The sequence below is a fragment of the Azoarcus sp. KH32C genome, assembly GCF_000349945.1.
Taxonomy (GTDB): Bacteria; Pseudomonadota; Gammaproteobacteria; order Burkholderiales; family Rhodocyclaceae; genus Aromatoleum.
Map to the genome: position 1 here is coordinate 536,844 of NC_020548.1, position 25,580 is coordinate 562,423.

Sequence of the window (25,580 nt, forward strand, 5' to 3'; positions counted from 1 at the left end):
GCGCTCAGCCGGCCATCGTCAGGCCGCCGCTGATGCTGATCACCTGGCCGGTGACGTAGCTGCAGCGGTCGCTGGCGAAGAAGGTCACGGCGTCGGCGACTTCCTCGGGCTTGGCGAGACGGCGGAAGGGGATCGCGTTGATCAGGGCCTGCTGCGCCTTCTCGGTGTGGGTGCGGAAGAGCGGCGTGTCGGTCGGGCCGGGGCACACGCAATTGACGTTGATCGAATAGCGCGCCATCTCGCGGGCGAGCGACTTGGTGAAGGCGATCACGCCGCCCTTCGCGCCCGCATACACGCTCTCGCCGCCGCTACCGACACGGCCCGCGTCGCTCGCGATATTGACGATCTTGCCGCCGCCGGCCTCGGTCATCCTGTCGAGGAAGGCCCGCGTGAACTTCACGACGCCCATGAAGTTGATCGCCATGATCTTGTCCCAGTATTCCGGGGTGTTCTTCACGAACGACTCGATGATGTCCCAACCGGCGCCATTGACGACGATGTCGGCCTTGCCGGCGCGCTGATGGACGACGTCGGCGTATTCCTTGATCGCCGAATCCTTCGTGATGTCGAGGAATACGAACTCGGCCGCGCCGCCGGCCGCACGGATCTCGGCCGCGACCGCTTCGCCCTTGACGCCGTCGATGTCGCCGACGAATACGCGTGCGCCCGCCTTCGCGAGTTCGATGCAGGTCGCGCGGCCGATGCCCGAACCGCCGCCGGTGACGACTGCAACCTTGTTGGTGAGCTTCATGATGTGATCTCCGTAATTGAGGGGTGCTGCAAGTGGTGCAGATGGAAAAAGCGCGCGCCTCAGCGCCGCTGTGCGAAGAAAGCTTTCACGCGCGAGCGGGTGTCCTCGAGCGCCATCAGTCCGTGGGTGCCCTGCAGCTCGCCTTCGTAGCCGGCACGCGACAGCGGCGCGACGCGGGCGATGCAGCGCTTGGAAACAAGCAGGGACGCGGCCGACAGGCTGCCGATGCGCTCTGCGATGGCCGCCGCTTCATTGGCGAGCTCTGCGCCGGGCACCGCCCACTGCACCATCCCGAGCCGGCAGGCCTCGGCGCCATCGACGACGTCGCAGGCGAGAATGATTCGGCTCGCGGTGCCAGGCCCGCACAGGCGGGTGAGGCGCTGCGTGCCGCCGGCGCCGGGGATCAGCCCGAGGCGGGCTTCAGGCAAACCGAGCTTCGCCTCGGCCGCCGCGATCCGCAGATCGAACGACAGCGCGAGCTCGAAGCCACCGCCGAAGGCCGTGCCGCCGATCTCGGCGAGCGTCACGCAGGGCAGGTTTTCGATGCGGTCGAAGAGGCGGTGGAAGGCGCGGATGTCGCGCACCATCACGTTCGCGCCGTCGTCCATCGCGAAGCGCGTCTCGACCTGCGCGAGGTCGGCACCGGCGCAGAAGGCCCGCTGGTCGCTACGCACATGCAGCAGCGCGACGTCCGGGCGGCCTTCGATGTCGTCGAGCACGCGGTCCAGGCCGGCGATGAAGTCGTTGTTGAGGGCATTGACCGGCGCGCGCTGCATCGTCACGCGCACGACACGGCCGAGGTTTTCGATCTTGAACATGATCAGGACTCCATGAGGTCTTTAAGTTCTTGGCGCAGCTTGAATTTCTGGATCTTTCCGCTGGGCGTCGTCGGCACCGCCTCGCGCAGCACGAGCTTTTCGGGCAACTTGAAGCGCGCGACGCCGCGGTCGATCAGGAAGCGCTTCATGTCCTCGAAATCGAGCCGCTGCCCGGGCTGGCAGACGACAACCGCGGCGCAGGTCTCGCCGAGGCGGGGATGGGGGATGCCGACGACCGAGACGGTCTGGCAGGCGGGGTGTTCGAGCAGGATGTCCTCGACCTCGCGCGCCGAAATGTTCTGGCCGCCGCGGATGATCATGTCCTTGATGCGGCCGACGATCCGCACCGAACCGTCGGCGCCGACCTGCGCGAGGTCGCCCGAGCGGTACCAGCCCTCGGCGTCGAGCGAACGCGCCGTCAGTTCCGGTTCGTCGAGATAGCCGATGAAGGTGTTCGGGCCGCGCGACCACTGCTCGCCCTCCTCGCCCGGCCCGAGTGCCCGGCCGTTCTCGTCGGCGGCGCGCACCTCGATGCCCGGCAGCGTCCGCCCGTCGGCGAGCCACGCGCATTCAACCGGGTCGTCCGGCCAGGTCACGGTATGCGGCGGGCTCTCGGTCGAGCCGTAGATGCTCAGCACCCGTACGCCGACCGCCAGCGCGCGGCGCACGACGACTTCGGGGATCGGCGCGCCGCCGCACAGGAAGTAGCGCAGATCGGGCAGGCGCCGACCGCTCTTCTCCATCGCCTCGACGACGTCGCCGAGGAAGGGCGTCGCCCCCATCGTCCAGGTCGCGCGGCTCGATGCCATCTGCGCGAGCGCGTCCTCGCCGCTGAAGACGTCGAGCAGCGACACCGTCGAGCCGAGCAGCAGCGTCATCAGGATGCCGTGCATGAAGCCGCTGGTATGCGACACCGGCGACGCCATGAAGCAGATGTCGCGGTCGGTGAGGCGCAGTGTCTGCGCAAGCGCCCGTTCGCCGTAGATCGCGGTGTTGTGGGTATGCACGACGCCTTTCGGCTTCGACTCCGAACCCGACGTGAAGAGCACCAGCGCGGGCTCGTCGGCCGCGGCGTAGTGATCATTCGCAAGCCGCGCCCCGGCGACGGCTTCGGCGAACGGCGTGCCGAGCGCCGCGTTTCCTTCGCCGATCACGACGATCGCCGGCTTCACGACCAGTTCGTCGTGGATGCGGTCGAGGTGCTCGGTGTAGTCCGCGCTGCGGAAGCGCCCCGGCACCACGACGGCCTTCGCGCCGCACTTGTTCATCACGAACGCGAGATCCTTCCAGCCGTAGGTCGGCGGCAGCGGGTTGATCACCGCGCCGAGCTTGAAGCTCGCATACGTGACGACGACCGTCTGCCACCAGTTCGGCAGGTGCATCGTCACGACATCCCCCGCACCGACTCCCTGCGCCGCAAGGAAGCCGGCGAAGCGCGACGCCAGGTCTTCGAGCTCGCGGTAGGTGATGGACTGGCCCGATGCATCCTCGACGGCGAGCTTGTCGGCGTGACGCTCGACGCTCGCGGCGATCAGCTGGCCGAGCGAGTTTTCCTGCCAGTGCCCTGCCGCGTAGTGGCGTGCGAGGGCCTCCCGTGAGGGCTTCATGTGAATCGTCATGGTGTTATCGCTCCGTGGCGGGACGTCCCGGGATCAGGCCCTGCACGGCGTCGAGCAGACCGCCGTCCGCGAGCAGGTTCTGACCGGTCATGTAGGTGGCGGCGTCGCCCAGCAGGAAGGCGACGACGCCGGCGATGTGTTCGGCGGGGTCGCCGATGCGGTGCAGCGGGATCAGCTTCTCGCGCCCCGCGCGCAGGGCCGGATCGGCATACACGCGGGCCGTCAGTGACGTGTGGATCAGGCCCGGCGACACCGCATTGACGCGGATGCCGTCGGCGGCCCATTCCTGGGCGAGCACGCGGATCAGCATCAGCAGCCCGGCCTTGCTGGGGCTGTAGGCGCCCATGCCCGGGTAGGGCTGCACGCCCGACATGGACGCCACCGAGACGAAGCTCCCGCGGCTCTCGCGCAGCGCCGGGTAGGCCGCCTTAGCGAGCAGCCAGGGCGCGCGCAGATTCACGCCGAAGAGGAACTCCCAGTCCGCAAGCTCGAGGTCGGCAAGCGTCGAGGGGCGCGACACGCCGGCGTTGCTGACCACCGCATCAAGCCCGCCAAGCGCGGCCTGCGCTTCGGCCACCAGGCGTGCCGGGGTTGCCGGGTCGGACAGGTCGCCGAGCAGCGGCACGACGCGGCCACCGGCGCGGTCGGCCTCCTCGACCACCGCCGCCAGCTCGTCGCCATGCGCCGAACCGCAGGCCGCGACCGTCGCCCCTTCGGCTGCAAGCCGTAGGCAGATCGCGCGGCCGATCCCCCGGCTCGCACCGGTCAGCAGGACACGCTTGGACATCGCATCGTCCTCCGTCAGAGCTTGCAGGCGCCGGGAGCAGGCGCGACGACCGCCGGGTCGAACGCCGTCTCGATCACCGGCCGCAGCTGGCCGTCGAGACGCTTTACGCGGCCGAAGTAGTTCGGTTTCACGAGCTGGTGGTCCTCGGCGCGCATCGTCGCCTGCCCCCACACGGTGTCGAGCGTTGCGCCCGACAGTGCTGCCGCAACCGCCGTCGGCTTCGAGCTGCCCGCCTTCGCCACACCCTGCAGGATCACCTGGACGCCGTTGTAGCCCGCGACCTCGTTCTCGTTCGGATCGCGGCCGAACTTCTTACGCCAGGCGGCGACGAGCGCCTTATTGCGCGGCGTGTCGATCTCGGGCGCGTAGTTCATCACCCCCCACACGCCGTCGGTCGCGCCCTCGGTCGCCTTGACGACGAAGCTCATGATGTAGGCATGGCCGATGATGCGCTTCGACGTTGTCAAACCGAACTCGGCGGCCTGCTTCGCGAACGCGATCAGATCGCGGCCGACGAGCGCCACCCACACCGCCTCCGCCCCGGAGTTCTTCAGCTGCGCGATATAGGGCGCGAAGTCCTTCGTGCCGGTCGGCGCGTACAGCGTCACGTCCACTTCCTTGCCGAGCTTCTGCACCGCCTTCGTGAAGGACTCGGCCGAATCCCGGCCCCACACGTAGTCGTTCGCGAGGATCGCGAAGCGCTTTTCCTTCGCGTTCTCCTTGAGCCAGGGCTCGACGATCGCGAGGTCCATCGCGTCCGAATGATTCGCCTGGAACATGCGGGCGTTGCAGGCGTCACCGGTGATGCGGTCGGACTTGCTCAGCGTGCTGACATACAGCGCGTCCCAGCGCTGCAGGTTCTGCCCGAGCGCGAGGCTGATCGACGACGCGATCGGGCCGACGAGCAGGTTGTAGCCACCGCGCGCGAACTTCTCCGCCACGCGCCGCCCCGCTTCGGGCGTGCTCTCGTCGTCACCGATCTGGACCTCGATCGCACGGCCGCCGACGCCCCCTGCGGCGTTCGCTTCGTCGACCGCGAACTGCATGCCGCGCAGCGAATCCTCGCCCTGCGCCGTGAAGCCTCCGGACTGCGAAGTCACGATGCCGATCCGCACCGGCTCCTTGGCTTGCGCGAACGCGGTGCCGGACAGGGCCGCGAGCGCCGCGGCGACGAGCAACTTGCCGATTTTCCTTGTTCTCATGATGTCTCCTTGAACTCCTCTTTAAACGACGATGTGTTTGTGCAACTGCTCGATATCGAGGCCTTCGAGTGCGCCTTCTTCGATGATCGAACCCTTCGCCATCACGTACAGGCGGCGCGCGACGCGCGCGATCAGGCTGAGGTTCTGTTCGATGAGCAGCAGCGCGGTGCCGGCGTCCGCGAGCCGGTTGAAGATCACCGCGAGCTGATCGACGATGACCGGGGCGAGGCCCTCGCTCGGCTCGTCGAGCACCAACAGCGAAGGGTTGGCCATCATTGCGCGGCCGATCGCGAGCATCTGCTGCTGCCCGCCGGAGAGCGCCGTGCCCGGCGTGTGTGCGCGTTCGCGCAGGATCGGGAACAGCTCGTAGATGCTCGCGAGGTTCCACGGGCCGGGCCGCTTCACCGCGCCGCCGAGCAGCAGGTTCTCCTCGATCGTCAGGTTCGCGATGATCCGGCGCCCCTGCGGCACGACCGCGATGCCGGCGCGCGCTGCCGTGTAGGTGCGCAGGCCCTGCTGCGGCCGGCCGTTGAACTGCATCACCCCGCCGCGCAGCGACGCGAGGTTGAGGATGGTATTGACCACCGTCGTCTTGCCGACGCCGTTGCGCCCGACCAGCGCGACCCGCTCGCCCGCCTCCACGTGCAGGCTCACGTCATGCAGCACGTGCGCCTGGCCGTAATACGCGTTCACCGCCTCGAAGTTGAGCAGTCTCGTCATGCCGCGCTCCCCAGATAGGCTTCGCGGACCTTCGGATGCGCACGAACCTCGTCCGGCGTCCCTTCCGCGAGCAATTTGCCGGTCTCGAGCACCGTGATGCTGTCCGAGATCCCGAAAACGACTTCCATGTCGTGCTCGACGAGCAGCACCGACACGCCCCAGTTGCGAGCGAGATTGCGCAGATGGCGCGCGAGCTTCATCGACTCCTCGACCGACAGCCCCGCCATCGGCTCGTCGAGCAGCAACACGCGGGGGCGGCCGACGAGCGCCAGCGCGATGTCCAGGCGGCGCTGGTCGCCGTAGCTGATCTCGTCGGCGACGCGGCCTGCGAGGCGGTCCAGCCCCAGCTCGCGCATCACCTCGTCCGGGTCGGCGTCCGGGATCTTCGAGGCCGCCAGTTCCATCTGCACCCCGATGCGCATGCCCGGGAAGATGCTGGTGCGCTGGAAGGAGCGCGACAGCCCAAGGAGCCGCCGCTCGACGACGCCGAGCGTCGTGATGTCGGTACCCGCCAGATGCACGCTTCCCGCCGCTGTCGCGCGCCGGCCGGAGAGTGCGTCGATGAAGGTCGACTTGCCCGCCCCGTTCGGCCCGATCAAGCCGCGGATCTCGCCCTGCGCGAGGTGCATCGACACCCCGTCGTTGGCCGTCACGCCGCCGTAGCGCACAGACAGCCCCTTCGCTTCGAGTGCGTAAGTCGTGCTCATGCGAGCCTCCTTGCGACGAACTGCTTCACGCCAGTGGCGGCACGGCTCGCACCGCCGGCGATGCCCGCCGGCCACAGCACGATCACCGCGATCAGGCTCACGCCGAAGATGCTCATCCAGTGGGTTGTGTGCTCGCCGACGAAGTCGCGGAACAGGTAATAGACGACCGCACCGACCGCCGGCCCCCACAGCGTGCGGCTGCCGCCGAGCACGACCATGATCAGCACCGTCCCGGACACCGACCAATGCAGCGACTCGGGCGACACGAAGCCGGTGTAGAGCGCGGACAGGATGCCGCCCGCCGCCGTCACCATCGCCGAGATCGCGAACACCGCGGCCCGCGGCAGCAGCGTGCGGAAGCCGATGAAGCGCACCCGCTCCTCGTTCTCGCGGATCGCCTCGGTCAGCGGACCGAAGCCGGTGCGCAGCAACAGCGCCAGCAGCAGCACCAGCGCGACAAGCGTGAGCCAGCAGATCAGGAACATGCTCGACGGGTTCTGGAAGCTCGCGAGCTCGACCCCGAACACCTGCGCCGGGAAGTTGATGTTCATGCCGTCCGCGCCACCGGTGAAACCGCGCGACTTCGACACGAGCACGTAGAAGCTCTGCCCGATCGCGAGCGTCAGCATGCCGAAGGCGATGCCGGGCACACGAACGATCACGAGCGCCAGGCCGAACGCGAAGACTCCGATCGCCGCGAGCGTCATCACAATCACGGTGCCGACCGGCCAGCCGGTGAGATTCACCGCCGCGCCGACGAGGTAGCCCGCCAGGCCGAAGAAGAGCGCATGACCGAAGCTCACCATGCCGTTCTGCTTCAGCAGGAAACCGAGACCCAGCGCGAACACCGCGTAGATGGTCGCCTGCGTCAGCAGCGACATCAGCCCGTTCGACGCCACCGACAGGCTCACCGCCAGTCCGACCGCCAGCGCCGCAGCCGCCATCGCACACAGGCGCAGCACGCCGGGATTCGGCTTCACTTGCGTTTCTTCCAACGCAGTTGCAGAGATGATCGCGCTCATACCCGGCTCCCCGAGAGGCCCGACGGACGCCACACCAGGACGGCAGTCATCAGCGCGAAAGGCAGCAGCGCCGCGAGGTCGGGAAGATAGACGGCGCCGAGCGCCTGGACCTGGCCGAGGACCATCGCGGCGGCGAATGCGCCGGCGAAGCTCCCGAGACCGCCGATCACGACGACGACGAAGGAATCGATCAGGATGTCGCTGCCCATCGTCGGCGACAGCGACAGGAAGGGACCGGACACCACCCCGGCGAGCCCCGCCAGCGCCGCCCCGACCGCAACCACGCCGCCCGACAGCCGGTCGGTATTGACCCCCTGCATCGCCGTCGTCACAGGGTCCGTGCTCGCGCCGCGGATGAAGAGGCCGATGCGGCTGAAACGCAGCCACCCGACGAGGCAGGCCGCGACGAGCGCCCCGACCGCGACGATTGCCAGCCGATACACCGGAAACGGCGAGCCTAAGAGCTCGACCGTGCCCTGCAGCGCCTCGGGCGCCGGCAGCGAGTAGCTCTGCTTGCCCCACACCGACTGCACGACATCCTCGAACACCAACAGCAGCCCGAAGGTCACGAGCATCACCGTCAGCGGGTCGCGGTCCTGCAGCAGGCGGAAGCCGAAGCGGTCGAGGCAGAAGCCGACCGCCGCCAGCGCCGCGACGGCCGCCGCGAGTCCGCCACCGAAACCAAACTGAAGCGAGGCCGCATAGGCGATATAGGCGCCGAGCATGAACAGCGAGCCGTGCGCGAAATTGACCACACGGCGCAGGCCGTAGATCAGCACCAGGCCGGACGCCACGATCATCAGCAGCGAGCCGTACACCAGGCCATTGAGAATCTGGATCGCGATCATTTCGTGCCCGTCCTCCGTTCCGGTTGCCGGCAAGCGCCCCATCCGGCGGGCGTCATCAGCGCGTTCAGGAAGAGGTCCAGGCCTTCCTCGATGTATTCGTCGAGCGTCACGATCTCTTGCAGCCGCCACGCCTTCAGCGCCCAGCCGTGCGCGAGCAGCACGATGCGGTAGCTCAGCAGCTCGACATTGACGGGGCGGAAGTAGCCGGCCGCGAGGCATTCCTCGATGCGGTCGATGATCAGCTGGTTGGTCTCCAGCTCCATCTTCTTGATCACCGCCTGGTATTCCGCGTTGAGCGACTTCGTCTCGCGGTATGCGAGCAAGGTCGCGTGCGGCTTGTCGCCGATCACGCGGCAATAGGCCCGCACCGTCGCGCAAAAGCGCTCGACCGGCCCCTCGACGTGCTCCAGCGCGCGCGGGATCTCGCGCAGGTAGGACGTCAGCACGTTCTCCAGCACGAGGAAGAGCACGTCTTCCTTCGAACGCACATATGAATAGATGAGCCCGGTGCTGAGTCCGGCGCCCTGCGTGATCTCGCGGATGGTGGTCTTGTGATAACCCTTGCGCGCAAACAACTCGCCTGCTGCCCTCACGAACTGGCTGCGCCGCATCTCCACCAGGGCCGGATCGTCAACGTTGCTGACTACACTCGGCTGCATTATTGGTCTCCTCCTCGCCCGAAATTTGTCGGCCATTCAACGAAATGGACGTTCATTCAGTGGAGACGATTCTGCGCGGGGGGCCTCATCGAAGAGGTGCGGAATCGGGCGAAAAGCAGGACAATTCGTGCACAAAAATGAGGAGACACTGGTGCGCCGCAACATTCCGAACTACGCGCTCTACGGCGACCAGGCCCAGCCCGGCTGGGTCGATTCGTTCAATATCGAATGGATTCCGCAGCGCTCGAAGCCCTACAACTGGCACATCCGTCCGCACATCCACGACGCATTCCTGCAGATCCTGTATTTGCAGAGCGGATCGATGGAATTGCTGCTAAATGACGTCAAATGGTCGGCCGTCGCACCATGCCTGGCGCTCATCCCGGCACAAACCGTGCACGGCATCGATTTCACGCCGGACACCGACGGTCCGGCCGTCACCGTCGCGCAAAAGCCGCTCGAATCGATCGCGGCCCTGGTGATGCCCGAACTGCTGCAGGTGATCCGCACGCCCGCCGTGATCGCGATGCCCAGCGAAAACTCACATTCGGCTTCGCTGATGACGCTCTTCCGCGAAATCGAGCGCGAATGGCGCATGCACGCCGTGGGGCAAAGCGCGGCCGGGATGTCGCTGCTGACTGCCGTGCTCGTGCAGATCGCGCGCATCGGCAACGCGCTCGGCGCCACCCCCGCCGTCGCGAACCCGCGCAAGGCCGGCCAGATCGAGAAATTCCGCTCGATGGTCGACAAGCACTTCCGCAAGCGGCTGTCGATCGACGCCTACGCGAACGAGCTCGGCGTCACCGCCGGCCAGCTTTCGCGGCTATGCCGCGACGTATTGGGTGTGTCGGCCCTCGATGTGATCAACGCACGGATCGTGCACGAGGCGCAACGCGAACTCGTCTACGGCGGCACCAGCATCAAGCAGATCGCCACCGCCCTCGGCTTTGCCGACGAAGCCTACTTCGGCCGTTTCTTCCGCAAACAGACCGGCATCGGGCCCCGCGCCTTCCGCGAACAGGCGCGCGCCAGGCTCATCGACGGCGACAAGCATTCGCCGGTCGCGAAGCCGCCGGGATTTTAGGGGATCGCGGATGTGCCCTTGAATCCCCCTCCATCAGCCCCATCTGCGCCCTGTGGCTTGGAGCTGGGAAAGGAGAGATGGGCATCATGAAACACTGGCCGACAAAGCAGGAACTGTGGTCCGCCGACGACGACGCGCGGACGACCGGCGGCGGACTGGTGGCAGCGGCGCCAGCCGCCGGCGCCCTCAAGCCGGTGCCCGACGACGCGCTGATCCTCATCCCGCTGCGCAATGCGGTGGTCTTCCCCGGCGTGCTCTCGCCCGTGACGGTGGGCCGCGCGGCCTCGGTGGCGGCGGCCCAGGCCGCCGTGAAGAACGAGCACCGCGTGGGTTTTCTCCTGCAGCGTGACCCGGAAAAGACCGACCTCGAGCCGGCCGACCTGTACTGGGTGGGCACGGCGGGCCCCATCGTCCGCTACGTCACCGGCCCGGAAGGCGCCCATCACCTCGTCGTGCAGGGGCAATCCCGCTTCCGGGTGCTGCAGTTCCTGGAGGGCTGGCCTTTCCTCGTCGCCCGCGTGGCCATGGTCGAGCCGCAACCCGCGGCGGGGCCGGAGATCGAGGCGCGCTTCCTGCAACTGCGGGAGCAGGCGCTGGAGGCGATCGCGCTGCTGCCCGATCTCCCCGACGCGCTGGCCAACGTCGTGCGCGACATCGACTCGCCGGACGCACTGGCCGACCTGGTGGCCAACATCCTCGACGTGAAGAACGAAGAGAAGCAGGACCTGCTGGAAACCTTCGACCTCATGCGACGCCTGGACAAGGTGATTGCCCTGCTGTCCGCCCGGGTCGAGGTGCTCAAGCTGTCCAAGGAGATTGGCGACAAGACGCGCGCCGAGTTCGACGAGCGTCAGCGCGAGAGCGTGCTGCGTGAGCAGTTGCGGCAAATCCAGAAGGAACTCGGCGAGGACCAGGAGAGTGCCGCCGAGGTGGAGGCGCTGCAAAAGGCCATCGCCACCGCCGGCATGCCGGAAGACGTGCTCAAGCACGCCGAGAAGGAGCTCAAGCGCCTGCAGCGCATGGGCGAAGGCGGCGGCGAATACGCCATGCTGCGCACCTACCTGGAATGGCTCACGGAGCTGCCGTGGAAGCTGGAACCCCAGCTGCCCATCGACATCGGCGAGGCGCGCCGCGTGCTCGACGCGGACCACTTCGGCCTCGACAAGGTTAAGCGGCGCATCCTCGAGTACCTCGCGGTGCGCAAACTCAACCCCGAGGGCAAGAGCCCGATCCTGTGTTTCGTCGGCCCTCCCGGCGTCGGCAAGACCTCCCTCGGCCAGTCCATCGCCCGTGCCACCGGACGCGCTTTCCAGCGCGTCGCGCTCGGCGGCGTGCATGACGAGGCGGAGATCCGCGGCCATCGGCGCACCTACATCGGCGCGCTGCCCGGCAACGTCATCCAGGTGCTGCGCCGCGCAGGCACGACCAACACGGTCCTCATGTTCGACGAGATCGACAAGCTGGGGGCCGGCGGTTTCCACGGCGACCCGGCCAGCGCGCTGCTCGAAGTGCTCGATCCGGAGCAGAACAACAAATTCCGCGACAACTACCTGGGGGTGGACTTCGACCTCTCGCGAGTGATGTTCATCTGCACCGCGAACGTCCTCGACTCGATTCCCGGACCGCTGCGCGATCGGATGGAGGTCATCGAACTCCCCGGCTACACGGAAGAAGAGAAGGTCGAGATCGCCCGCCGCTATCTGGTCCAGCGTCAGCGCGAGGCCAACGGCCTGAAGACCGATCAGGCGAGCCTCACGGACGCGGCCCTCGCGGCCATCGTGCGCGATTACACGCGCGAGGCCGGCGTGCGCAATCTGGAGCGCGAAATCGGCGCCACCCTGCGCCACCTCGCCATGCAGATTGCCGAAGGACAGGCGCAGCGCGTAACGGTCGACGCGCCGGACCTGCCGGCAATCCTCGGCGCACGGCGCTTCGAGAGCGAACTCGCGCTGCGTACCAGCGTGCCCGGCGTGGCGACCGGGCTCGCCTGGACGCCTGTGGGCGGCGATATCCTCTTCATCGAAGCGAGCAAGGTGCCGGGCAGCGGCCGGCTGATCCTTACCGGGCAGCTGGGCGACGTCATGAAGGAGTCCGCGCAGGCGGCCCTGACGCTGGCCAAGATCTGGACCGGCGATGCGCTGGACAAGGTCGATCTCCACGTGCACGTGCCGGCCGGGGCGACGCCCAAGGACGGGCCGAGCGCGGGCGTGGCGATGTTCGTCGCCCTGCTCTCGCTCCTCACCGGCAAGCCGGTCCGCTCCGACGTGGCGATGACCGGCGAGATCAGCCTGCGCGGCTTGGTGCTGCCCATCGGCGGGGTCAAGGAAAAGACGCTGGCCGCCCTGCGCGCCGGCATCCGCACCGTGATGCTGCCGCGGCGCAACGAGAAGGACCTGGAGGACGTGCCCGCCGAGGCGCGGGAGAAGCTCGAGTTCGTCTGGCTGGAACGCGTCGAAGATGCGGTGCGCTGCGCCATCGGGGAGCTGGAGCCGGTGGGCGGGCCGGGGAACGCGAACGGGGCGGATTGAGTCCCTTGGGACGCCCGGGAAGATCACCTGTACCTCGTCGCGCCAGCCGCCCGCGAACGGGAAATCATCGAACAACTCAAGCGCCGGATGTTCCGGCGACCGGAGGATTTCAGCCTGGACACATCCTGTTCGAGGGGATCTGGACCGCCACTTCGATTCGCTATGCAAACTCGGGGACGACCACCGGATCTTGGACAAATTGGCATGCCGATGCGAGGTCTGAGGGGGGGCCGTCGGCCAATGCCGCCGGCCAGCTTGCGTCAATTGAGCGGCGGCAGTGTTGCGGAAAGCCGCCGCACGGCGCTCAGCGCGGTCGAACGGCAGGTCTCAGGCCCACGGAATCCGCAGCGAGGGCCATCGCCATCAACGAGCAGGGGGTGATTCTGGCAAAGAAATGCGAGATCTTTGACGGTGGCTGCAGAACAGTTCTGCTAACGCCGCCGGTATACCTCGTCCCCGACAGCTCAGCGCAAGGGTGGGCAACCCACCTTCAGGCGGTCATCGGCGGCTTGGACCCAGAGGGCCAGCAACTCGTCTTGGCGTGCAATCAACGCGGCCTGTTGCTGGGCGCTGTCGGTGTGCCCGCGCGCCTGCTTGAGCTCGGCCACGACCTCGTGAAATGCGCTCTTGTGGTCGTACACCTGTTGCGCTAGCGCCGCGCACTGGTCATCGCGGGCGTTGCCCGGCCGGGCCAGCGGAAACACCCGCTCACGCCCGCCCGCCAGCGCCAACAACTCGTCGGCCAGCGCCAGGTAGCGCGAGCGCAAGTCATGCTCCCGAAAGCCTTCCACTATCGGAAGGTCGTGCCTGAGTTGGGCCAGCTCGTCTTCTGACAGCGCTTGCGCCGCACGCAGATGGGCCAGCATGGCCTCGATGCGGGCCAACGGCTCATGCACCGCCTCGATGATGCGCACGTTGTCGATGTTGTTGCACTCACGCAAGTCTGGGTCCATGCGCTTGCGCTGCCAGACGGCCACGGCGTGGTGGTCGCCCTGCTCAATCATGTCCTGAAACAGCGGGTCGTAATGCGCATGCACGCCAGCGACGCAATTGCGGGTGGTCGGGTGGGTGCGCCAGTTGGCCAGCGGCGGGATGTGCTTTTGGGCGGTCACGTAGCGGTGGCAGCCCAGCGCTCGGAGGCCAGGCCCGAGCGCGGTTCGGCAGGTCTCGTGGCTGTCGACCCGGTTGGCCTCGGCCCAGCGCGTGCCTTCGGCCAGCGCCTCGTCGGCCTCGTTGAACACGGGGGCGGTGGGTAGGCTGGGCACCTCGGCGCTGGGGTGGGTGTCGTAATCCACTTGCGCTAGCCAGCGCATAGCGAAGGCCAGCCCGATGACCCCCACCCCGCCCATCCACGCCCAACGCCACGGCTTGCGCCTACTCATGGCTCGCAACGCCCGGATGGCAAATCGGCCTCGCGGTCGAAGTGGCTGTGCAGGCCGTTGGCCTCGATCAGCTCGAAGTGGCTGCCATCGTTGCTGACAATACGGTTGATGTCCATCTCGGCCACCGGATGCGTGGTGCTGCGCCACAGGATGTACTTGCCTTGCACCGCCCAGTGGCCGTCGTCGGCGGGCACGCTGAGAGTGTTCCCGTTCATGTGGTATCGGCCGTCGGCCTGCAAATCGATGTGGAACTCGCTGTTGCCCCGGCGGGTGACCCAGCTGCCTACAAATGGACATGGAATGCGGGGCGTGGCCAAGGCGCTGCGCTCCGGCACCGCCGGTTGGCTGGCCAGCAAGCCGGTACCAGGGTCGAGGCACGCCGCTGGCCGGGTGCGGCACCCCTCTGCCATATCGGCTGTGCGCAAGCCCCAATAGGCCTTCAGATTCGGGACCGCGACGATCAGCAATGCGCCGTACACCAGCACGCGCACCACCCAGCCTTTCCAGGAGGTCTGGCGTGTGGGGGGCGCGTTTCTTTTGCGTGTCGACCCTCTACCTTGCAAGGGCAAGGTATCTGGAAATGCGGGTTCGCCGCGCTGCTGCCGCCGGCGGCGCAACAACGCCAGCCCCAACAAGCCGGCGGCGAGCCACCCTAGCGTCGCGCGGGCGGCCCACAGGTCCTGCCCGAAGCGCGCGAGCCGCCCGGGCTGGCCCATGGGCTGCGCAGGCGGCGCGGGTGTGGCGGCCGGTGCAGGAGGCGGTTCTTTCCACCACACCAACGGGAAACTGGGCAAGTCCGCCACATCGGCGGGCACTTGACCTGGTTCGCCCGGTTGTGTCCCGGCGGTCCGGACGGCTCCAGGCAGGCGGTACCGGTACACCGCTTGCGAGGAAAATGCCAGCACCTGGCCGGGCATGGCCTCCACCAGCGTGGGCCGGTGCGTCAATGCGCCCGCGCCGCCCGCCTCGGGCACACCCTCGGCACGCCAGGCTGCTTCCGTCGGGTGCCAACTGTGCATCCAAGGCCCTTGCACCGTCGCCGATACCAGCCCCCCGGCCATCAGCACACGCCCATCGGCCAAGCGCAACGCGGTGTGGCCTTGCAGGTGCTCCGGCAGGGGCGCGCCATCGGCCCAGGTGTCGGTGGCAGGGTCGTAAAGCTCGGTGGTGTTGAGCACCTCTTCCTGTGCGTTGATGCCACCGGTCACCAGCACCCGTCCGTCAGCCAGCAGGGTGGCCGTGTGCCCGTAGCGGGGGGTGTGGAGCGCTGCGCGGGGTAGCCACTGGTGTTGGACCGGATCCCACAGCTCCACCTTGGCAATAGCCTGCAGGCCGTTGCCGACGCCGCCGGCCACCAGCACCTGCCCGTCAGGCAGCACCGTGGCGGTATGCTTGGCCCGCGCGGTGCGCAGGGGCGGCAGGCTACGCCATTGGCCGTCGACCAGCATTTCTACAGAATCGAGAGCACGTACTGCTTTTGCAGAAAGCGCAGAAGCCCCATTTTGCTGTGGATCTTCTGGCCCCGCCCCAGCCACCGTCAGCGGGTCATCCAGCCCCCCCGCCAGCATCACGCGCTCCCCATCGAGCACACTGGCGGTATGGTAGATGCGCGGCTGCGTCAGCCTGGGGGATTCGAGCCAGGTGCGCTGGCGGGCATCCCACAGCGCGGTGCGCGTTTGCGGCTCGAAAGTGCCCATGTCGTTGAGCAGGCGGGGAATGTCGCACAGACCGCCCGCAACCAGGACGCGGTCGTCGGCCAAGGCGGTCAGCGTGTGCTGGTGCCATAGACCCGCGCATGCGGGAGGCGTTGGCAGCTGCACCCAGCCTTGGCGGCGGGCATCCCACATGAACGGCGGCGCTGGCACCGAGGCGTTGATGCGCCGCACCTTGTCGGCCCAACGGGGCAAGTCGGCCCCGGCGGGCTGCGACCAGTCTTCGGCATGCGTCTGTCCGTAGCCAAACAGGTTGCCTTGCGACAGGGCCACGATCTGCGGGTTGCTCACAAAGGGCGGATAGCCGCCCACCTGTGGCAGCGTGACCTGCACCACATGCAAGGGACGCGGCTCGATGCGGGTGATGTGCTGATCCACCGCATACACCTTGTACACATTACCCTCGGCAAATACATACAGCCGGGCATCCAGCCCCCGCACCCGCAGGGAAATGACGTGGGTCAGCCCGCCACCGAAGCGGATTTCCTGGCCACACGCTTCAAACCGCTCCTGCGACATCCCCAGTTGCGCGCCCGTCTGCGGCTGCGGGCCGCATTGGGCCACGATGTCGGCATTGAAGGACTCCCGGCGATTGCGCTCGGCCGCCTGGTTTGTCTCGATGGCACGCTCGAAGCGCTGGTCCAGCTCGCGGCGGTAGGCTTCGCGCGTGCGGGGCACGTAGCGGCCATCGCCTTCCGGCTGTGTGGGCTGCGCCTTGGGGCTAGCGGTGGGGCGGCGCCTGGCCCCGATGCGCCCCACTCCCAGCACCAGCTGCTCGTCCAGCCGGTCGTAAATATCGGCCAAGGGATCGGCGGCCCGCGGCAGCTGCGGGCGCTGCGCATTCGGAACTTGATCGGACACGTTCTGGGCGCCATTCTGGGCCCATGCCCCCGCTACACAACAGCTGAGCGTGCCCAATACCACGGCCCGCCGCCCCGCCGCTCTGAGCCAATGGGAGGCGCTACACCTCGCTCGCATTCCGATCGCCCCCGATATATTCCTCACGGATAGAAATTCCAATGTCAATTTCTGAGAGTATCCGGGGCCATTGAATGATGGTCAATCATCGAATTGACGAGCGCGTGTACTGAAAACGACCAATTTCTCTAGGTCGGCGATGAGCGCTCGTCAAGTTAGCCCGGTTTCCAGGCAGTCCGTCTCCGATGGGCCGGGCCCAACCCAAAAGAGACATTCCACGTTTCGGCGGCCCAGTGTCAGATTCCTGAGCTGAGTAGTCGCCCCGAGCAGACGCTGACTGAGAGCTCCTCGGCCATCAATACCGATGACCTTCGCCAAATGACGGAACACATTGCACCTACACCTGCCCTCAGGCGGTTCCGCGGGCGGACGGCAGTTCTTAATCTCCTTGAACTCACCGTCTCAACCGGGAGTCCGCGAATTTTGGAATAGCGGCCTAGATTGCAGGACGTCCCCCAGCACCGGAACGTGCAATTTCACGCGTTACCTCCATGACGGTCCGGCATGCGAGCGTAAGTTCGCCATGGCGTGACATCGCCAGCGCGATAAAGCGATTGACCGTCGGACTCACCACTTTCGACGACTGAAGACGAAAGGTTTTCGATGCTGCGGCGATGGCATAGGGACCAAGCAAGGCGTAGAGACCACCGCTCGCAACAATGTGCGTCTGAAGGATGATCGAATCGGCTTCGAGTACGACATTTAGGGAAACGCCGTGTTCGCCACCCAACTGCTCGAGGTGATTGCGCCAGCTGCTCGGCCGACAGAACTGGACGAGCGGCAAATTGTGAAGGACGGAAAACGGTACCGTCGGCTGTGAAGTCAGCGCATCGTCCGCTGCACCGACCAAGTATGTGGCCGTCTCGACTAGATACGTATCGCCATTCTTCGGGGTCGGGCTGGTGCGATAAAGGATAGCCAGGTCGACGCTGCCGTCTTCCAGCCAGGTTTCGAGTTGGGCGCCCTGGCCTTCGCGCACCATCAACTGGATCAGCGGATAACGCCCCTTGAGCTCGTGGTACAAGGTTGTGACGAGCGGATGGGCCGTCGAGGGCAGACTGCCGATCCGCACTGTGCCGATCGGTGTTCCGGATGATGTCTGGATATCGTTGGTGAGCTGTTCGGTGCTGGCCAGCCAGGCCCGTACCTTGGGCGCGATGCGCTGTCCGAGTTCGGTCAGTACGACCCCGCGGCCGGTGCGCTGGAACAGGCGCCCGCCGCACATCTGTTCGAGTTCGCCGATCAACCGGCTGACGTGGGGCTGGCTGGTGCCGTGGGCGGCAGCGACCTTGCTGAGACTGCCCCGTTCGACGGCGTCGATGAAGAGTTTCCACTTCGCGTAGTCCATTGTTTCCTCGACCTATCCATGCGAATTAAGCATAGCTGAAATGTCGGTTTTGTGTCTTCCAGCATGACTCGTCGGTTCTTAGACTGCCTCCCATGCACGCAGAGATGCGGCATCCGTCGGCAAGCAAACACCACACTAGAGGAACTGACATGAAGAACATCGACATCGATCTCCGCGGCCTCAACCCCGCCCCGGTCACCCCCTTCACTCGCGACGGCGCTGTCGACTACGCGGCCTGCAAGAAGCTCGGTGCCTGGCTCGCCAGCATCGACGGTGTGAAGAGCCTGACTGTGCTGGGCCACGCAGGTGAAGGCACTTTCCTCTCGCAGGCAGAACAGATGAAGGTCATCGAAACCTTTGTCGAAGCGGTGAACGGCCAGATTCCGATCATCGCCGGTATCACGCTAGAAGGCACCGAGGTCGCCGCTGAAGAGGCCAAACGCGCGATCAGCGCCGGCGCGACCGCCGGTCTGCTATATCCGTCGCACGGCTGGCTGCGCTTCGGCTACCAGAAGGGTGCGCCGCAGGACAAGTATCGCCAGGTGTATGAAAAGAGTGGCCTGCCGCTGATCCTGTTCCAGTATCCGGATGCGACCAAGTGCACCTACGATCTGGTAACCCAGCTCGACATCGCCGCGCAGCCTGGTGTCTTCGCGATGAAGAACGGTGTGCGCAATATGCGCCGCTGGGACACCGAAATCCCCGTCATCCGTCGTGAGCGTCCCGACCTGCAAATCCTGAGCTGCCATGACGAATACCTGCTGCACACGATGTTCGACGTCGATGGCCTGCTGGTCGGTTACGGCAACGTTGCGCCGGAACTGCTCGTCGAACTCATCAAGGCCGGCAAGGCGCGCGACTACAAGGCCGCCCGTGCGATCCATGACCGCCTGCTGCCGGTCACCCAGAACGTCTATCACCGTGGCTCGCACATGGAAGGGACCGTTGCGCTCAAGCACGCGCTGGTTGCGCGTGGCATCCTCGAACACGCCACGGTCCGGTCTCCGCTTCTGCCGCTTGCCCCCGGTGCCGACGTCGAAATCGCCGACGCGCTGCGCGCTGCAGGCATCATTGACTGAAGCCTGAATCACCCACTGCGGTGACATAAATAAGGGACGGCGGAGCAGGACGTAGCTCCGCCGCTAAAACCAGAGGAGACAAACGTCATGACAACCATTGTTGCGGACGGCGCCGCGCTGCACAGCGCCGCCAACGCCGAGCTGGTTGCGCGCCTCGAGCGGCTTCCGATCACCCGCCGGCTGATGCTGATCCGCGTCATCGTCGGCATTGCCACCTTTTTCGACGCCTACACCGTGCTGGCCATCGCCTTCGCGATGCCGCAACTCGTCTCCGAATGGAAGCTGACGCCGACCGAGGTCGGCATGATCCTTTCAGCAGGCTATGTCGGCCAGCTGTTCGGTGCGGTCATTTTCGGATCGCTCGCGGAACGGCTCGGGCGCCTGAAGACGCTCTTCATCACCATCGTGCTCTTCGTGTCGATGGACGTCGCCTGCCTATTCGCCTGGAGCGCTGCCTCGATGATGCTGTTCCGCTTCATGCAGGGACTGGGCACTGGCGGAGAAGTCCCGGTCGCGAGCGCCTATATCAACGAGTTCATCGGAGCCGAAAAGCGCGGCCGCTTCTTCCTGCTGTATGAGGTCATCTTCCCGATCGGCTTGACCTTTGCGGGCATGGCGGGATTCTTCCTCGTACCGATTTATGGCTGGAAAGCGATGTTCGTCGTCGGCCTCGTGCCGTCCATCCTGACCATCCCGCTGCGCTGGCTCATGCCAGAGTCGCCGCGTTGGCTGGCCTCGAAGGGGCGTATCGCGGAAGCGGACAAGGTCGTGAAAATGCTGGAAGACGACGCGACCAAGCGCGGCTTCGTGCTGCGCCAGCCCGTCGTGCGTCCGCTGGACCCCAAGGCGACTGCCCGCTCCGACTGGCGCGAGCTCTTCAAGGGGATCTACCGCCGGCGCACCTTCACGATCTGGGGCCTGTGGGTGTGCGTCTACATGGTGATCAACGGCATGATCACGTGGCTGCCGACGCTCTACAAACAGGTGTTCCAGCTGCCGTTGCAGACGAGCCTGGCCTACGGGTGGATCACGTCAGGGATCGGTGTCGTTGCCGCAATCATCTGCGCGCTGTCCATCGACAAGGTTGGCCGCAAGCCCTGGTACGCGACGGCCTTCATGCTCGCAACCGTACCGCTTCTGACGCTCACGTGGTTTGGCGCGACCTCGGCCATGCAGGTGCTGATCTTCGCGACGGCTGCCTATGCGATCCTGCAGACTGTGTCCTTCTCACTCTACCTCTACTCGTCCGAGCTGTATCCCACTCGGCTGCGTGCGGTGGGCACTGGCTTCGGCAGCGCGTGGCTGCGGGCTGGCTCCGCGATCGGTCCGATCCTGGTCGGCTGGATCGTCGGGAATTTCGGCATCCGCTACGTCTTCTCCGCCTTCGCCGCGGTGGCGTTCATCGGCGGCCTGGTGACCCTGCTGTTCGCGATCGAGACCAAGGGCAAGGTGCTCGAAGAACTCTCGCCCTGACATTCCACGAAGCTCAGCGTCGCGAGGTTCTTCTCGCGGCGCACCCAGCGACTCACTGATCGCCGCATCCCCCGGATTACTGCATTTGCGCCCGTTCAGCCAGGACGGTGCGCAGGGATCGTTTTGACTCAACAAATGGTGAAGGAGACAAATATGACCAAGAAGAACTTGGCGTTCGACCCCACTCAGGCCTGCGTCGGAGCGCTAGCGGGCCTAATCGGCGCCGTCTTGCCCGCCATCGCACTCGCGGCGGAAGGGCAGCACGAACTGGAACTGAAGGTCCACGGCGTGTACTGGGCCGACGAGGGCATGGCCTACCCGAGGGGTGCGGGCCCGAATCCGAAGACGCTTTCCTACCAGCAGAGTGCGCTGGGTGGCGAACTCAACTACAAGTCGCCGTACTGGAGCGGACTGATCGGTTTCGACGCGTCCGTCTACGGCGTGTTGAGGATCAGCAACAGCGGCACACCGACGTCCCAACTCACCGAGCTCGGTAACAACGGCCAATTGTCCGACGGCTACATGACGCTTGGCCAGGCCTTCGTCAAGCTCAAATGGGACCAGTTGGCGCTGGTCAAGGTGGGGCGGCAGCTGCACGACAGCCTGTTGTTGAAGAGTACCTACAACCGCGCCGTGCCCGACACGTATTCGGGCGTCAACGCAGTGCTGACACCGGTCGAGGGCCTCAGGATTCAAGGTGCGGTCTACGATCAGTGGCGCGCCCGGACGACGAACGACTTCGAGAAATTCCGCACCGAGGCGGTGGGCAAGAATGCGATCGATTACGTCGCCGTCCTTGGCGCCTCCTACGTGAACGGGCCTTACGCGCTGACGGCCGAATATCTCAACTCCAAGCCCTATCTCAGCAAATACGGATTCGTCGGCGCCTATACCGCGAAGGTCCGGGATACTTTGCTGAAGCTCTCCGGCGGCGCCTTCTGGTCACGCGATGCTGGGTCGCTCTTCGTTTGCGGCGCGGAAAGGGAGATGGATTGCACCGGCCACTCCCGCATCGGCAACGACGGCTTCGGCGCTTACCTCGATGCCGACTGGAAGATCAGCAACCTCACCATCGGAGCCGCCGTCGCGAAATTCAACGGCTTCTGGATCGAGGACAACTTTGCCGTCGACGCGAACAGGAAGGGAGCACTTACGCAGGATCCGGGTACGAACCCCTTCCCGACGTCTTCGACCGTGGGCCCTGACTTCACTAACAAAGGCGAGCGGGTCGGCTCGATTCGGCTCGCGTATGACTGGAAGGACTATGTCGCTGGCCTGAAGACTGCCTTCAAATACATCCATGGAACGGGCGCGCGCAGCAGCAATCTGCACAACTCCGCCGAAGGCTCGGAAAGCTATCGCGAGTTCGACGTTCGTTACGAACTGCCCATTGCCAAAGGACTGAGCGTGCGATACGTGTATTTGAACTACGACTCTCGCATCGACAATCGGACCGCCGCTGCCACGATCAAGGGATTGACCCGGCAAGACTGGGAGCAGCACCGCGTATACGTCGACTACGTGTATCAGTTCTGATTAAACCCCAAGTACACGGAAGAATGAACGTCATTTGTCGATCGCTGCACTCGGGCGTTCTTAGCCGTCCGTCTGACAGAAGCTCATGCCTCCTGGCCCGTACGGTGCTGACTTTGAGCTTCAACCGGTAGCTTCAGTCATGGCCGATCAACAGCCGAGGGTGTGAGGCCGTTGATCGGCTTTATGAAAGGCCCAGCTGCTTCAGTAGGCCGCGGGTCAGGTTCCGGTGCGTACTGTCGGGTGGATACATGCGGCGAGTCGTGCAGCCGGCTTGGGAACAGGAAGTCCTCCGGTTTCAGCTTCGCCTTCTCGATCCAATTTGCCACCGTCGTTCGCGGCGGCTCCGTCAGCTCGAACTGGACCGGCCGCTGGGTCTTTTTCTGGACGACCGCCGTACGGGACAGCACTTGGTTGCCATGCGTGACGTCACGAACCCGCAGGGCGACGAGGTCGCATCCGCGAAGCTTGCTATGTGAACATCGCAAGATCGCGAACATGGTGGGCATTCTGAAGGTGAATGCGGATCGCCCGGATGTCCTTGGGTTTCAGCGGTGCCTTCTGGCCCACCAGCTTTCCCTTGTTCCAGGGTTCCCGATGCTCGTAGGATTCCATTTCAGACTCCATGGCTGTTGATCGGAACCCGATTGTTACCGGGCCGTCCGCGCCAAGCGATCCGAGTGATTCCAACAACGACCTCCGGCAGATGAACTACTCCGAAATTCTGGCGCAACTGAAGGCGGCCTCCGCCTTCGATCTTTATCGGCTTCGTGCAGCGATCGATCGTGCGCTCGACGAGCCGGCCTGGATGGTCGCGGTCCAGGCGCGGCTCCGTGTCGGGCAAACCATCGAGTACTTTGACCCGCAGGCCAACGCTTCGCATGCCGCTCAAGTTCTCGAGCTACGGCGCAAGCAAGCGGTCGTGCTCGACAAGACGACGGGGCAGCGCTGGCTGATTTCCTATGCCGCGATCAATCTTGATGGTGCCGACGTCGAGATCCGCGAAAAGCCGCGGCAGGGGCTCGGTCGCAACGAAGTGGCCATAGGTGATCGTGTGGGCTTTGTCGGCCGCGATCACAAGGAGCGCAGCGGTCGCATCATTCGGCTCAACGATAAGACGGTGCCCCTCGAATGCGAGCACCAGCAATGGCGAGTTTCATACGGTCTCTTGCATAGGGTGGTCGATTCGGACGCGAACGTCGTCGATGGCATGGAGATCCTTGGCCCGGCGGTTGGGCGGGCGAGTTTCGGAAATCGCTGACGGTCCCTCCTGCACGGGCGGCAGCGATCAAACGTCCGCGCACCAGCGGCCGGTTGCGGGCACTATGCCGATTGAGTCGTACCGGCCAAAAGCGGTCGTTCTGAAACGCTCTCCCAAAGCGGCCATTCTTGAATAACAGAATCGTAGAATCAGCGCATCTCCTGCAGACAGTCGTCGTCGGCCTTGCGCGGCAAGTAATCGAGCGCATTGCGCAGAAAGTGGATGCAAGTACATTCGGCGAGCGCCGCCACCCGCGCTTTCCGGCCGAAGGCACTTCCGCACACACTGTGCGTAGCCTTGAAAATTAGGACGTAGCCGAAGTGACTTCGCCGCCGCGTCATTACTCGTCGACGAGCGTTCTTGTACGACAAGGCTCCCGGGCTCACTCGGCAAAGCAGGACGATTAGCGAGGAGCGAGTTCGTAGAGTTCCAGCGGCAGGCCATCGGGTCGGCGAAGAAGGTGAAACGACGGTTCGTGAGTTCGTCGACGCGTACTGGCTCAAGGGTCACGCCGTGACCTGCCGCGCAGCGCTACCGGCGTGGATCGAAATCGTGGTGTGCGCAGGCGTGGGACGGCAGGCGCGGTAGGATGATGCGTCCGCCGTGTTTCATCCACACTGACCGCCATGCCGCCTGCCCGTTCCGCCTCCGCTGCCGAGCCTGTTGACCTACGCACGCTGACGGGCCGCTTCACCCACGCCGGCCGGCTCGAGGCGATCCTGTTGCGCCCGGCGCGACGGGCCGCAGCGCAGCCGGTGGGCGAGGCGCGCGCGCTGGCCGGCCGCGGGCTCGCCGGGGATCACTGCGCCGCCTCCGGCCGCGGCGGCGGCAAGCGCCAGCTGAGCCTAATCCAGGCCGAGCATCTGGTGGCGATCGCGGCGCTGGTGGGCCGCGACGAGGTCGATCCGGCGCTGCTGCGGCGCAACCTAGTGGTCTCCGGCCTGAACCTGCTCGCCGCGCGCACGCTGTTCCGCGACCAGCCGTTGGTGCTGCGCATTGGCGCCGAGGTCGTGCTCGAGCTCACCGGCGTCTGCGAGCCCTGCTCGCGTATGGAGGACGTGCTCGGCCCCGGCGGCTACAACGCGATGCGCGGCCACGGCGGCGTCGTCGCGCGCGTCCTTATTGGCGGCGTGCTGCGCATCGGCGACGCGGTCGTCTGCGAAGCGGCGCCGCCTGCGGCCGCGACGCCCGGCGCCGACGCGCTCCTTACAACCCGCCCGGAGAATCCCGCATGACCGCCCTGATCCTCGGACTGCTGCTGTTCTTCAGCACTCATTCGGCGCGCATCTTCGCCGAGGACAACCGCGCTCAGTACATCGCCCACTATGGCCTGGCGAAGTGGAAGCTGGCCTACTCGCTGGCCTCCGCGATCGGCCTCGGCCTGATTGTATGGGGCTATGGCGCGGCGCGGCTCGACCCGCTCGTGCTGTGGCCGCCGCCGATGTGGACGCGGCAGCTGGCCGCGGTGCTGACGCTGCCTGCCTTCGTTCTGATCGCCGCCGCCTATGTGCCCGGCACGCGACTGCGGGCGAAGCTCGGCCATCCAATGGTGCTCGGCGTGCAGCTGTGGGCGCTCGCGCACCTGCTCGCCAACGGCACCCTCGCCGACCTGCTGTTGTTCGGCTGCTTCCTGGTGTGGGCGATCGCGAGCTTCTTCGCCGCGCGGCGGCGCGACCGGGCGCAGCGGGTGGTGCGGGGGGGCGGAGCGCTGGGTTGGGATGCGGTGGCGGTTGGGGTTGGGGCGGGGGTGTGGTTCGTGTTTGCGCGCCACCTGCACGGGGTGTTGTTCGGGGTGGTGCCATTCGGGTGAGGGGGCGGGGCGGGTTCCGTCTGACGGTCCCGACCGGCGGCGCTCAATGAAGCGTCAGCCGCGGCGAGCCGCTTCAATCGCCGCGAAGGAGATCTTCCCCATCTGCTCCATTGCGTCGAACGCATGCTTGGCCGCCGCGCGGTCCGGATCGGCAATCGCGGCGTGATCAAGCGCTCGTGCCGCGGGTTACCGGGACGGCCACTCCGGCCGCCCCGGCGAACCGCGGCACGACCTGCGTCGTGATTCTTCCGCGGATTTC

General features: G+C 66.0%; 21 protein-coding genes and 2 pseudogenes. 8 read left to right on the forward strand and 15 right to left on the reverse strand.

The features are described 5' to 3' along the window. Positions 1 to 4: 4 nt before the first annotated feature. Genes AZKH_RS25225 through AZKH_RS25270 form a run of 10 tightly spaced genes read right to left on the reverse strand, consistent with a single transcriptional unit; the run spans position 5 to position 9,133 of the window. A complete protein-coding gene (locus tag AZKH_RS25225) occupies positions 5 to 751 on the reverse strand; it encodes an SDR family NAD(P)-dependent oxidoreductase (protein ID WP_015452146.1) in 747 nt (248 codons plus the stop codon). Positions 752 to 810: 59 nt separating this feature from the next. Continuing rightward, positions 811 to 1,569 (reverse strand): enoyl-CoA hydratase/isomerase family protein, encoded by a 759-nt coding sequence (locus tag AZKH_RS25230; protein WP_015452147.1) that lies wholly within the window; start codon positions 1,567 to 1,569, stop codon positions 811 to 813. 2 nt (positions 1,570 to 1,571) lie between these two features. Then, positions 1,572 to 3,188 (reverse strand): AMP-binding protein, encoded by a 1,617-nt coding sequence (locus AZKH_RS25235; RefSeq protein WP_015452148.1) that lies wholly within the window; start codon positions 3,186 to 3,188, stop codon positions 1,572 to 1,574. A gap of 4 nt (positions 3,189 to 3,192) precedes the next feature. Beyond that, positions 3,193 to 3,975, reverse strand: coding sequence for an SDR family NAD(P)-dependent oxidoreductase (locus tag AZKH_RS25240; RefSeq protein ID WP_015452149.1), 783 nt, complete (start codon positions 3,973 to 3,975; stop codon positions 3,193 to 3,195). Positions 3,976 to 3,989: 14 nt separating this feature from the next. Continuing rightward, positions 3,990 to 5,177 carry an ABC transporter substrate-binding protein gene (locus AZKH_RS25245; protein ID WP_015452150.1) on the reverse strand — a complete coding sequence of 396 codons (1,188 nt, stop codon included), beginning with the start codon at positions 5,175 to 5,177 and terminating at the stop codon, positions 3,990 to 3,992. A gap of 21 nt (positions 5,178 to 5,198) precedes the next feature. Continuing rightward, positions 5,199 to 5,897: an ABC transporter ATP-binding protein gene (locus AZKH_RS25250; protein ID WP_015452151.1), complete on the reverse strand. Its 699-nt coding sequence runs from the start codon at positions 5,895 to 5,897 to the stop codon at positions 5,199 to 5,201. Beyond that, positions 5,894 to 6,604, reverse strand: a complete 711-nt coding sequence (locus AZKH_RS25255; protein ID WP_015452152.1) for an ABC transporter ATP-binding protein — start codon at positions 6,602 to 6,604, stop codon at positions 5,894 to 5,896. Before AZKH_RS25255 ends, AZKH_RS25250 begins: the two co-directional genes overlap by 4 nt. Beyond that, a complete protein-coding gene (locus AZKH_RS25260; protein WP_015452153.1) occupies positions 6,601 to 7,626 on the reverse strand; it encodes a branched-chain amino acid ABC transporter permease in 1,026 nt (341 codons plus the stop codon). Before AZKH_RS25260 ends, AZKH_RS25255 begins: the two co-directional genes overlap by 4 nt. Further along, positions 7,623 to 8,474 (reverse strand): branched-chain amino acid ABC transporter permease, encoded by an 852-nt coding sequence (locus tag AZKH_RS25265; protein WP_015452154.1) that lies wholly within the window; start codon positions 8,472 to 8,474, stop codon positions 7,623 to 7,625. The genes AZKH_RS25260 and AZKH_RS25265 overlap by 4 nt, the downstream gene beginning before the upstream one ends. Next, the gene (locus AZKH_RS25270) at positions 8,471 to 9,133 is read right to left on the reverse strand and encodes a TetR/AcrR family transcriptional regulator (RefSeq protein WP_015452155.1); all 663 of its coding nucleotides are present in this window, start codon (positions 9,131 to 9,133) and stop codon (positions 8,471 to 8,473) included. The genes AZKH_RS25265 and AZKH_RS25270 overlap by 4 nt, the downstream gene beginning before the upstream one ends. Before the next feature lie 151 nt (positions 9,134 to 9,284). Between AZKH_RS25270 and AZKH_RS25275 the strand changes: the two genes are divergently transcribed. Beyond that, positions 9,285 to 10,217 carry a helix-turn-helix domain-containing protein gene (locus AZKH_RS25275; protein WP_015452156.1) on the forward strand — a complete coding sequence of 311 codons (933 nt, stop codon included), beginning with the start codon at positions 9,285 to 9,287 and terminating at the stop codon, positions 10,215 to 10,217. 77 nt (positions 10,218 to 10,294) lie between these two features. Next, entirely contained in the window at positions 10,295 to 12,745 is a 2,451-nt protein-coding gene (gene lon / locus AZKH_RS25280; RefSeq protein WP_015452157.1) for an endopeptidase La, read from the forward strand. Positions 12,746 to 13,209: 464 nt separating this feature from the next. On the opposite strand, the gene AZKH_RS25285 is transcribed toward lon, so the two are convergent. The 3 genes from AZKH_RS25285 to AZKH_RS25295 all read right to left on the reverse strand — a co-directional run bounded on the left by AZKH_RS25285 (position 13,210) and on the right by AZKH_RS25295 (position 18,165). Next, positions 13,210 to 14,040, reverse strand: a complete 831-nt coding sequence (locus tag AZKH_RS25285) for a hypothetical protein (protein ID WP_156822320.1) — start codon at positions 14,038 to 14,040, stop codon at positions 13,210 to 13,212. Between the two features lie 83 nt (positions 14,041 to 14,123). Next, complete coding sequence (locus AZKH_RS25290) at positions 14,124 to 16,700, reverse strand: kelch repeat-containing protein (protein WP_172642519.1); 2,577 nt, start codon at positions 16,698 to 16,700, stop codon at positions 14,124 to 14,126. A 553-nt stretch (positions 16,701 to 17,253) separates the two neighbouring features. Then, a complete protein-coding gene (locus tag AZKH_RS25295) occupies positions 17,254 to 18,165 on the reverse strand; it encodes a LysR family transcriptional regulator (protein ID WP_015452160.1) in 912 nt (303 codons plus the stop codon). 158 nt (positions 18,166 to 18,323) lie between these two features. On the opposite strand from AZKH_RS25295, the gene AZKH_RS25300 reads away from it, so the two are divergent. The 3 genes from AZKH_RS25300 to AZKH_RS25310 all read left to right on the forward strand — a co-directional run bounded on the left by AZKH_RS25300 (position 18,324) and on the right by AZKH_RS25310 (position 22,253). Continuing rightward, the gene (locus AZKH_RS25300) at positions 18,324 to 19,244 is read left to right on the forward strand and encodes a dihydrodipicolinate synthase family protein (protein WP_041658164.1); all 921 of its coding nucleotides are present in this window, start codon (positions 18,324 to 18,326) and stop codon (positions 19,242 to 19,244) included. Between the two features lie 87 nt (positions 19,245 to 19,331). After that, positions 19,332 to 20,717, forward strand: coding sequence for an MFS transporter (locus tag AZKH_RS25305; RefSeq protein ID WP_015452162.1), 1,386 nt, complete (start codon positions 19,332 to 19,334; stop codon positions 20,715 to 20,717). Between the two features lie 153 nt (positions 20,718 to 20,870). Further along, entirely contained in the window at positions 20,871 to 22,253 is a 1,383-nt protein-coding gene (locus tag AZKH_RS25310; protein WP_015452163.1) for an OprD family outer membrane porin, read from the forward strand. A 227-nt stretch (positions 22,254 to 22,480) separates the two neighbouring features. Here the strand turns inward: AZKH_RS25310 and AZKH_RS27125 are convergent. Then, positions 22,481 to 22,865: pseudogene (locus tag AZKH_RS27125) on the reverse strand (integrase); the annotation flags it as partial. Between the two features lie 10 nt (positions 22,866 to 22,875). Between AZKH_RS27125 and AZKH_RS25320 the strand changes: the two are divergent. From AZKH_RS25320 to AZKH_RS25330, 3 genes are all read left to right on the forward strand, one after another. Then, on the forward strand, positions 22,876 to 23,511 hold the full coding sequence (locus AZKH_RS25320; RefSeq protein WP_231874600.1) for a hypothetical protein: 636 nt from the start codon (positions 22,876 to 22,878) through the stop codon (positions 23,509 to 23,511). A gap of 626 nt (positions 23,512 to 24,137) precedes the next feature. Beyond that, a complete protein-coding gene (locus AZKH_RS25325; RefSeq protein WP_015452166.1) occupies positions 24,138 to 24,746 on the forward strand; it encodes an MOSC domain-containing protein in 609 nt (202 codons plus the stop codon). After that, the gene (locus AZKH_RS25330; RefSeq protein ID WP_015452167.1) at positions 24,743 to 25,321 is read left to right on the forward strand and encodes an NnrU family protein; all 579 of its coding nucleotides are present in this window, start codon (positions 24,743 to 24,745) and stop codon (positions 25,319 to 25,321) included. Before AZKH_RS25325 ends, AZKH_RS25330 begins: the two co-directional genes overlap by 4 nt. Positions 25,322 to 25,375: 54 nt before the next feature. Here the strand turns inward: AZKH_RS25330 and AZKH_RS28060 are convergent. Further along, positions 25,376 to 25,483, reverse strand: a pseudogene (locus tag AZKH_RS28060) (VOC family protein); the annotation flags it as partial. Between the last annotated feature and the right edge of the window lie 97 nt (positions 25,484 to 25,580).